This is a genomic window from Azospirillum sp. UFLA03-27, from assembly GCF_059803775.1.
Map to the genome: position 1 here is coordinate 1 of NZ_JAUQTX010000256.1, position 9,365 is coordinate 9,365.

Genomic DNA, 9,365 nt, shown 5'->3' on the forward strand with positions numbered 1-9,365 from the left:
GAGATAGCTGTTATAGTCTCGTGGGCTCGGAGATGTGTATAAGAGACAGGGGCGGGGACGGCGCGGCGGGAACGGGCACCAGCGGCCGCACGGAGCGCGCCGAGGAGCTGGCGATCGAGCGGGAGGACGGGCGGATCGACGCCTCGCTCTCCCTGTCCTGCCTGGACGTGCAGGGGCGGCGCAGCTACGTCTGCGCGCTGGCCGACATGACCGAGCGGATGCGTCACGAGCGGGAACTGCTGCGCCTCGCCACGCGCGACCGGCTGACCGGCCTGCCGAACCGCGCCCTGATCGAGTCGCTGCTCGACACCTCCATCGAGCGGGCGCGGCGCCATGGCCGCCGCTTCGCGGTTCTGTGCCTGGATCTGTCGCGCTTCAAGCTGATCACCGACACGCTGGGCCACCACGCCGGGGACCTGCTGCTGCAGGAGGTCGCCTCGCGGATCGTCGTCACGGTGCGGGCCAGCGACACGGTGGGGCGCATCGGCACCGACGACTTCGCGGTGATCCTCGACGAGGTGGGCGAGGCGAAGGAGGCGGAGATCGCCGCCCAGCGCATCCTTGCGGCCTTCGACGAGCCGGTGCTGCTGATGGGCACGGAACATTACGTCCGCCCGTCCATCGGCATCGCCCTGTTCCCCGACCATGCCGACAGCGCGCAGGAACTGATCCGCTCCGCCGACACGGCGCTCTATGCGGCCAAGCGGGCCGGCGGCAAGCGCCACGCCTTCTTCCGCAAGGAGCTGGCCGACCAGGCGCACCGCCATCTGGCGCTGGACCGCGACCTGCGGGCGGCGCTGGCGCGCGGGGAGTTCCAGCTCCACTACCAGCCCAAGGTGTCGCTGATCGACCAAGCGCTGGAAGGGTTCGAGGCGCTTCTGCGCTGGGACAAGCCCGGCTTCGGCATGATCCCGCCCGGCGAGTTCATCCCGGTCGCCGAGGACACCGGCTTCATCGTGCCGCTCGGCGACTGGGTGCTGGACGAGGCCTGCCGGCAGTTGCGGGAGTGGATCGACCGCGGGCTGGAGCCGGTGCCGGTGGCCGTCAACATCTCGCCGCGCCACCTGCGCCAGCGCTCCGCCGAGGATTTCCGCCGGATCATCGACCGCCACCGCCTGTCGCCCGATCTGGTCGAGCTGGAGATCACCGAGGGCGCGGTGATGCAGGACATGGACCACGCCCTGTCCGTCCTGGCCGCGCTGAAGGCCATGGGCATCCGCGTGGCGGTGGACGATTTCGGCACCGGCCATTCCTCGCTGAGCTACCTGAAGCGGCTGCCGGTGACGACGCTGAAGATCGACCGCTCCTTCGTGAACGGCGTGCCGAGCGAGCGGGAGGACAACGGCATCGTCTCCACCATCATCGCCATGGCCGACATGCTGGGGCTGGATGTGGTGGCGGAGGGGGTGGAGAAGCAGGAGCAGGCCAATTTCCTGCGCCACCACAACTGCACCCTGGTCCAGGGCTGGCTGACCGGGCGCCCGGTTCCCGCCGGTCAGGCCGCCGATCTGCTGGCCATGCGCCTGCGCCGGTCGGCGTGAAATCCGGAAGAACCGGGGGCCGTCGCCCCCGGTCCGTCCTCCCGATTCGGCCCTGACGTCAGCGCAGCGCGCCCTTGACGTCCTCGTACTTGTCCTTCTGCCAGGACTCCAGGCCCTTGAGGTCGTTCTCCGTCATGTCGACGGTCAGACGCTTGCCCTTCATGTGCAGCCGCTCCAGCGGCAGGACGACGTCCTTGTCGCTGATGTCGGCGATGTGATCGACATCGATCACCGCGAAGGTCTGGCCGCCCTTGCGGACGATGCCCTCAATCTCGGCGATGTCCTTGCCGTCGCTGCCGTAGACGTCCTTCCCCTTGAGCTGGGCCGCGGTCATCTTCGCAACCGCCGGGTCGAGCGAACCGTGGGTGGCGGCGACCTGCCCGGTCGCCTTGTTGCTCGGGACCTCCTTGGCGGTGGTTGCGGACGTGCTTTCGGCCAGGGCCGGCGTGGCGAGCAGAAGCGCGGCGACGCCACAGGCGGTGATGATCGTCTTCATGAAGCGTATTCCTTTTTTATGCCGTGTTTTCGGGCCGTTGAGGCCAACCAATCAACAGCGTGGCTCCGGGGGATATTCCACGCCCCGAGGGGGTACCGCGCCAAGGGAATGATTGTTCGGAAAAGGAAAATATTCTTGACATGAAAGGGCGGGTGTCCTAAAAACACTCTTGCCAACGCCCGTCGTGCGTCCCCTCACGCGATGGGCCGCGGCATCCCGAACCTCCCTCCATGCCTGTCCTGAAAGGGGCTGACCGGACAACCGAAAGGCCCGGCCAGCCCCTTTCTTTTTTCGCGCTTCGCCCGCGGCCGGGCGCGCGTCCCCTCGTCCTTTTCCGGGATCGGGCGCGCCTGACAACCGGGTGGCGGAATGCTTCCCGCCGGACGGGACCCCCGCAGAACGCGAAAGGAATACAATCCAATGTCCACCTCGGTCGCCCAGGCTTTCGTCAAACAGTTCGAACGCGAAGTGCACGACGCCTACCAGCGCATGGGTTCCAAGCTGCGCAACACGGTGCGCACGAAGAACAACGTCCAGGGCGCCTCCACCGTCTTCCAGAAGGTCGGCAAGGGCACCGCGTCGACCAAGGCGCGCCACGGCGCGGTTCCGGTGATGAACCTGGACCACACGCCGGTCGAATGCACCCTCTACGACTTCTACGCCGGCGACTGGGTCGATCGGCTGGACGAGCTGAAGACCAACATCGACGAGCGGCAGATCATCGCCAGCGCCGGCGCCTACGCGCTGGGCCGCAAGACCGACGAACTCATCCTGGGCGAGTTGAACCGGTCCACCAACTACGCGGGCGGCTCCGGCGACGGGCTGACCAAGGCGAAGGTGCTGACGGCCTTCGAGAAGCTGGGCGAGTCCGACGTGCCGGACGACGGCCAGCGCTACGCCGTCGTCGGCTGGAAGCAGTGGAGCCAGCTCCTGGGCATCGACGAGTTCGCCAGCACCGAATATGTCGGCGCCGACGAGCTGCCCTGGCGCGGCACCCAGGCCAAGCGCTGGCTGGGCACGCTGTGGATGCCCCATTCCGGCCTGAAGGCGGAGGGCGGCGTGCGGCTGTGCCACTGGTACCACAAGACGGCCGTCGGCCACGCTTCCGGCGCCGACGTGAAGACGGACATCTCGTGGCACGGCGATCGGGCCGCGCATTTCGTGAACAACATGATGTCGCAGGGCGCCGGCCTGATCGACGCGGCGGGCGTCGTCACCATGCGCTGCCTGGAAGCCTGACGCCCTCCCTGCCGACGATCGAAACGGAGTTTTCCCCATGGCCTATCTTCCGAAGGACCTGAGTGTCCTTGCCTACGCCAACGGCTTAGCGCTCAACGATTTACTACAAAATGCTTCCGAGATCAGGCGGACCGTCTCCTCGGGCAGTTCGACCGGCTCCCGCTGCTGCCGGTAGACATCGCTAATCAGGGTGGTGTGATCCGACAGCCGTCGGGCGGCGTCGAGCAGGTGCTTGACCACCTTCAGCAGCGTGTCGTGGTCATCCTTGAAGCGGGCGGTCAGCTTGCCGTCCGGCTCGACGACGGCTTCCTTGACGATCAGGGCGAGCAGATCGCGCTGCGACGGCCACGGCATGCCGTCATCGGGCTTCTGACCTGGCTCCTCGACGTCCACATAGGTGAAGTGCTCCGCAAGGAAGACGATCTCGTCCAGCTTCTCTCGGTCCATGGCTCCGGCAGCCTGGATCTGGTCAATGGAGCGCAACACCTCGACGATCTCGGCGTCCGCCGTCTTGATCGCCTCGCCCGTCTCTTTCAAGCGCGCGTAGAGCACCGCCATCCCTTCGGTACCGACGCCGGCGTCGGTCATGGCAAGGACGTGTCCGGTGATCTGCTCGCGATCCATCTTCAATTTGGCGAGCCGCTGGGCCGCAGCATCATACTGTTGCTGTAGGTCTTCGAGACGCTGCCGGGTTCCGGCCGTCAGGTGCTCAATCAGGTGTTCCTTGCGCAGCCAGCGCTTGAGGAACATCGAGGCGTTGACGGACATCTGCCGGTGCGCTTCATCCATGCGGATGAACGGCGCGTCGCAGCCGGTGCCGTTTCGCCGGCCAGAGCACAGGTAGTAGAACACCTTCACGCTCCCATTGCCGCCCCCCTGATGGGCGACATATCCGCGCCCGCATCGGCACTTCAGCAGTCCGGTCAGCATGTACTCATTCTTGGGGCCGCGGCCCTTCCGGTGCCGCGCCTCCATAGCCGCGTTAGCTGCCTCGAAGGTTCTCTGGTCGAGAATAGGTGCCGGCATGATCGTGACCGGGAAGCCCCCGGAGGTGCCGATGTAGACCGAGTTCCGCACGATCCGCTCGATGACGCTCTCTTGCCAAGCCGGTTTGGCGCCCCAGAAGGTCGCGCCGGTCTCGCTCATGTAGGCGGCGAGCCTGGCCCAGGATGAGCCGATCCTCGGATCGTTCGTCCGCAGTCGCGCCTGCTTGCCATTGGACAGCCGTAGCTCGACCATCGGCGGGATCACTTCCTCGCGGTTCAGGCGGCCGGCAATGGCGATGCGGCCCTTGTCCACGATCCAGGCGAAGATCCGCTGCACCTGCTCGACCTCGGCCGGATCGCGCTCCAAGCGCCCGTCGTCGCGCAGGCGATGGCCGTAGGGAGGCAGGCCCTGTGTCCAGAACCCGTCCGAGCGTCGCGATGCGCGTCCGCGCGCTGTTCGCTCCTTGATGGTCGCTCGCTCGGTCTCGGCGATGGCGCTGGTCAACACCCTGAGCAGCCGGTTGTCGAGGCCGGACTCTAAGACCGAGACGAAGTCGATGCCCAGCTTCTCCAGATCCTTGATTGCCCGGCCGACGATTAGGTGGTCGCGCCCGAGCCTGTCCAACTTCAGGAAGTACAGCCGCGCGAACTGACCGGCGCGGGCGGCGTCCATCATGCGGCCGAAATTCTCTCGCCCGTCCTCGTCGAGCGCTCCGCTCGCGACATCCTTGAAGACGAACCTGATATCGTAGCCGTCCTGCTCGGCCTTCTTGCGGCACATACGCTCCTGGTCGGCCAAGGAGGTTTTCTCCTCCTGGGCCTGTGAGGCGGAGCTAACGCGGCAATAAACGGCGCCGACGGACATGATGATCTCCGGGTCGCTGAAAACACTCGATAAGCTCTAGCACGAGCAAGTGCTCGCCCGGCAGCCCTCGGAAACACCGGCACCCGTTTTGACATACGGTACTATGATACCGTATGATCTTTGACAAGTGTCACGACTCGTCAAGGATTCACCATGGGCATTCACCTGCGTTCACCGATCTGGGAGGCGACCGGCAACCGCCGACTCGATGTGGATTACGGCTCGCCGATCATCGCCGGCATGACGGTCCTGCCGGTGCTCGGCCCGGCGCGTGCGCGCGCCGCCGCCGTCATCTCTGGCGTCACCGAAGCTTCGCCCAAGGAAGCCGCCGGCTACTTCGTCGAGGTCGTCGGCCGCGCCGTCGTGGAGGTCGAGACCGACATCGCCCGGCTGGCCGAGGCGACGAAGGTCGCGCGCAAGTCGCTCAAGGACGCCGAGGCCGCCGCGCAGCGCGCCGACGTGGCTCACGTCGAGGGCGTCATCGCGGAGATCCTGGAAGACGCCAACCGTCCGGTCAGCTTCCGGCACGAGCGGGACGTCGAAGACCTCCGCGACGCCGTCGACGATCACGGTGGTGACCTCGACTTTGACGCCGCCGGCCTGGTTGCGGCGCTCGATCGCCACCAGAAGACGCTGACCGACCGCCAGGAGCGCCTGAGCGTGCTGCGCGGGCTCGCCGCCGACGCCCGGCGCCTGATCGACGTCGCGCGCAGCCCCGAGACAATCCGCCGGGTCCGCGAGTCCGGCCAGGAGGTCGCCGCCCGCGCCGTGATCGCGTCCCTGGTCAGCGAGATGCGCGCCGCCCGTCAGGAGGCCGTCAACGCCGTCCAGCGCCTGGACGTGGCGCTGGCGTCGCTGGGAGCCTTGTCGTGACCGTCCGGCGTAACCGTGTTGGGCCGGAGCGGCGCCTCGCGTTGCGCCTGGCCCACGCCAGCGTGCCGTCCGTGGGGGTCTGGCAGTTGTCGGGCCTGTCGGGCGTGTCGCACCAGACCGCCTACAGCATCATCGCCAGAGCCAACCATTCCGGCCTGGTCGACGCCCTTCCGGCAATCCGCACGAAGTGGATCGAGGAAGCGGGCACTGACGAGTTCGAGCCTTGGGTCCGTGCGCTGATCAAAGCGCTGCCGAGCGCATTCCTGACGGTGGCGGGGGCGCTGCCCGACAACCTGCGTCCAGCCGGTGTTCCGGGGGTCTGCGAAAAGAACTTCGACACCATGATCGCGTTGCACGCCACCAATCCCGGCCAAGTCGAGGCGTCGCTCATCGAGGCCATCGAGAAGTTGGAGTCGCACTTTGACAAGCTGAACCGCCTGATCGCGGCCCAGCGCCGCAATACGGAGGTGAAGGCAGCATGACCCGCTATGAGGAACTGAAGCTCCGGATCGAGGGCGACCTCGACACGGTGTCGCCAGCCGAGATGCAGGAGTTCCTCGACCTCCGCGAGGCCGAGCAGCTCCGCGCCTGCGCCGAGCGGCGCCACCGCGAGAGCCTGCGCGGTCGGCAGCGCATCGAGTTCGCCTTGCGGGGCGGTAGGGCGGCGTGATGACGACCGGGGCCGGGAATAGCCGTGGAGATGGAGGGTTGGGAGTAGCCGCGGGAGCGGAAGCTCCTACAGGCCGGCGCGGCGTCGCCGCCCTGACCCCGGACCATCACCGGCGGTGGGCGACGGGCATGGTCTCGTTCGCCGATCTCGGCCGCGAGTTGGGCGTCACCAAGCAGTCGGTGGCCGACGCCTTCGGGCGGCGGGGTTGGACCAAGTCCAACGCTCCGATCCCACCGCCCGAGCCCGCGACGTCGCCACAGCCCCAGAAGTCGGTTCAGCAGGTCGACGGCGCGATGACCGACGAGGAGATCGCCCGCATCCGCATCGCGGTCCATCGCCGGGCGGTGATGGTTCAGATCGCCGCCTTGAACGAAGCCGGCGCTGCGCTGGACCGCGATCGGGGGAAAGTTCCCGCGATGACGCTCGCCCGTCTTCAGCAGACAGCCGAGGCGGCGACGAAGATGCTCGGCCAGCTCCTCTATATCCCGGCCGACGAGACAGCCGATGGCTTGGAGCAGATGACGATCAGCATCATGACGGTCGACCAGGCCGCCGAACTCCAGGCCAGCCACGACTGCGAAGACACGGAGGACGACTTCGCCGCGGAGGACGAGGCGGACTTCGGCGACCCCATTCTTGAGCCCGAACCGCTCATCGCGTCGGCGCCTGTAACCAGCGCCCAACCGGACCGCGGCGTTGAAGGGGCTGGCGCTCCTATGCCGCCGGCCGACCACAGGGCACTGCGGGAGTGGCTGGTGAGCCTCGGTGTGAGCCATGGCCGGCGCCATCTGCGCCAGCTCGCCGCCAGCCTTGGGCTTCGGGAGGTCGGGCCCGGCACCGACGTCGACTATCTCGTGGACGCCATCATGCACGTAGCGCATGGAGATCGGGTGGTCATCCGCAACCACCTCGCCGTGATCGGCACTGTGCCGGTGTAGGTGGAGGACGATTATCCGAGACAGGGAGGGCGGGAGCTGGCAGGTCCCGCCCTTTCCCGTTGTAGAGCCTCTACGCCACCGGGCGGAAGAGGCGCGCCCGGCCGACCCTGAACTGCGCCACCACGCCGTAGAGCGCCAAGTCGCGCAGGGTGTCGATCACTGCCGTCCGACTGTCGAACGTGGACGCGACGCCGGCCTCAGCCAGTACGGCATCGATGGCGGCCTGGTCGGCGCTGTAGACCTCCCCCGTCGCCTTCAGGCGCTCGTAGGTGAGGTGAGAGATCAGGACGTAGGGCTTGTACTGGTCGGCCGTCTCCACCGTCTCATCGGCCGCCTTCGGGTAAGGATTGCCAGAGGCGGCCAGCAGTTCGAGGTTCGGCATCACCGGCGCGCAGCCTTCGGCCCGGCTCGGATCGACCTGATGGCCCTTGTGCTTCTTCACGACCTTGGCCGGGTCCGCTTCCAGATGGAAGCGCTCGGGCAGCGGCACCTTCTTCGTCCGCTCCTGCGGCAGCGTGACCTCAGTAGCCCGCACGACATGGACCTCGAAGGGCACGACATAGAAACCGTTGCGCCGCTCGCGGTCGCGGCCCTGCGGCTCGATCACGACCACATTGCCGGCCGGCTGCGTCGGCTCATTGGCGGCGGTGTCGGGCTTGGTGAGCTTCTTGGTGTTCGCGACGGTCATCATCATCTCCATCAGCGCGTTGTCGATGAAGTGATCGTCGCAGGCATTGCCCGCTTGGTGTACCGCTAGATCAGCGGAAGCATTCCGCAGAACGTGCGGTTCATAGAGCGCATCTATTGGGTCACACTTGCTTGAACGCTCGTTAGAGCTTTTGTGACCCACTATGCCGGTGATGATCATGCCGTCAGGGAAGTTTGTCAGTTACCTTCGCGTCAGCACGCAGAAGCAGGGCCACTCTGGTCTGGGATTGGAGGCGCAGCGCGCCGCCGTTTCCGGCTATCTCAACGGCGGCTCATGGGAGTTGGTCGGGGAGTTCGTCGAGATCGAAAGTGGGCGCCGTAGCGACCGACCAGTGCTCGCCCAGGCCCTCGCCGCGTGCCGCCGGCATCGGGCCGTGCTGGTCGTCGCGAAGATGGACAGGTTGGCGCGCAACGTCGCCTTCGTCTCGAACCTCATGGAGTCCGGCGTCGAGTTCGTCGCCGTCGACCTGCCTACTGCGAACCGGCTAACCATCCACATCCTTTCCGCAGTCGCGGAAGCTGAGGCTGCGGCAATCTCACACCGGACGCGCGCCGCTCTCGCCGCAGCCAGAGCGCGCGGCGTTGTGCTGGGCAAACCAGAGAACCTGGCAAACCGCGCTGCGGGCACGGCGAACAGCTCGATGGTGCGCGCTGCACAAGCGAAGGAGCGTGCCCTCGACCTGCTTCCGGTCCTTGACGAGATCCGGTTCTCTGGGATCGTCTCGATGAAGGGCATCGCCCGCGCGCTGAACGACAGACGCATTCCGGCCCCGCGCGGCGGCACATGGACAACCACGCAGGTCGCCCGCCTACTGAGCAGATCATCAGCGCCGCCCTGACCGCGGCCGACTGCATCGACATCAGCCAGGTGTTCCGCTACGGCATGCTGGTCGAGAGGTTCCTACCGGCATCGGTCGCGCGGGAGCACGCAAGGCGCTTTGAGCGTCGTGGAACGCGACGACGCTGCGCAGCGTCGTCTGACATAGCGACAGCACGACAGCGCGTGAGGCGCCCGTCAGATCGTTTCTGTGCATCAGCGTCAGATCGTC

The 9,365-nt window shown here is 66.8% G+C and carries 10 protein-coding genes; 7 read left to right on the top strand and 3 right to left on the bottom strand.

Annotated features, from left to right (window positions below; all coding sequences use genetic code 11):
- Positions 1 to 1,541, top strand: a 1,541-nt coding sequence (locus tag Q4I23_RS26935; protein WP_498528235.1) for a putative bifunctional diguanylate cyclase/phosphodiesterase, incomplete at its 5' end; no start/stop codon positions are given.
- 58 nt (positions 1,542 to 1,599) lie between these two features.
- Here Q4I23_RS26935 and Q4I23_RS26940 read toward each other — a convergent pair.
- Complete coding sequence (locus tag Q4I23_RS26940) at positions 1,600 to 2,037, bottom strand: PRC-barrel domain-containing protein (protein WP_498528236.1); 438 nt, start codon at positions 2,035 to 2,037, stop codon at positions 1,600 to 1,602.
- Between the two features lie 420 nt (positions 2,038 to 2,457).
- On the opposite strand from Q4I23_RS26940, the gene Q4I23_RS26945 reads away from it, so the two are divergent.
- Positions 2,458 to 3,276, top strand: coding sequence for a phage capsid protein (locus Q4I23_RS26945; RefSeq protein ID WP_498528237.1), 819 nt, complete (start codon positions 2,458 to 2,460; stop codon positions 3,274 to 3,276).
- A gap of 72 nt (positions 3,277 to 3,348) precedes the next feature.
- Here Q4I23_RS26945 and Q4I23_RS26950 read toward each other — a convergent pair whose 3' ends face one another.
- The gene (locus Q4I23_RS26950) at positions 3,349 to 5,127 is read right to left on the bottom strand and encodes a recombinase family protein (protein WP_498528238.1); all 1,779 of its coding nucleotides are present in this window, start codon (positions 5,125 to 5,127) and stop codon (positions 3,349 to 3,351) included.
- 153 nt (positions 5,128 to 5,280) lie between these two features.
- Here Q4I23_RS26950 and Q4I23_RS26955 point away from each other — a divergent pair, with 153 nt between their 5' ends.
- The 4 genes from Q4I23_RS26955 (at position 5,281) to Q4I23_RS26970 (ending at position 7,608) form a co-directional block, all read left to right on the top strand.
- A complete protein-coding gene (locus tag Q4I23_RS26955; protein WP_498528239.1) occupies positions 5,281 to 6,000 on the top strand; it encodes a hypothetical protein in 720 nt (239 codons plus the stop codon).
- Complete coding sequence (locus Q4I23_RS26960; protein ID WP_498528240.1) at positions 5,997 to 6,482, top strand: hypothetical protein; 486 nt, start codon at positions 5,997 to 5,999, stop codon at positions 6,480 to 6,482. Before Q4I23_RS26955 ends, Q4I23_RS26960 begins: the two co-directional genes overlap by 4 nt.
- Positions 6,479 to 6,670 (top strand): hypothetical protein, encoded by a 192-nt coding sequence (locus tag Q4I23_RS26965; protein WP_498528241.1) that lies wholly within the window; start codon positions 6,479 to 6,481, stop codon positions 6,668 to 6,670. The genes Q4I23_RS26960 and Q4I23_RS26965 overlap by 4 nt, the downstream gene beginning before the upstream one ends.
- A 128-nt stretch (positions 6,671 to 6,798) precedes the next feature.
- Positions 6,799 to 7,608, top strand: coding sequence for a hypothetical protein (locus tag Q4I23_RS26970; protein WP_498528242.1), 810 nt, complete (start codon positions 6,799 to 6,801; stop codon positions 7,606 to 7,608).
- Positions 7,609 to 7,678: 70 nt separating this feature from the next.
- Here the strand turns inward: Q4I23_RS26970 and Q4I23_RS26975 are convergent, their stop codons facing one another.
- Positions 7,679 to 8,476, bottom strand: a complete 798-nt coding sequence (locus tag Q4I23_RS26975) for a hypothetical protein (protein ID WP_498528243.1) — start codon at positions 8,474 to 8,476, stop codon at positions 7,679 to 7,681.
- Here Q4I23_RS26975 and Q4I23_RS26980 point away from each other — a divergent pair.
- Positions 8,460 to 9,155 (top strand): recombinase family protein, encoded by a 696-nt coding sequence (locus Q4I23_RS26980; protein ID WP_498528244.1) that lies wholly within the window; start codon positions 8,460 to 8,462, stop codon positions 9,153 to 9,155. The two genes, Q4I23_RS26975 and Q4I23_RS26980, sit on opposite strands and share 17 nt — an antisense overlap.
- Positions 9,156 to 9,365 lie beyond the last annotated feature (210 nt).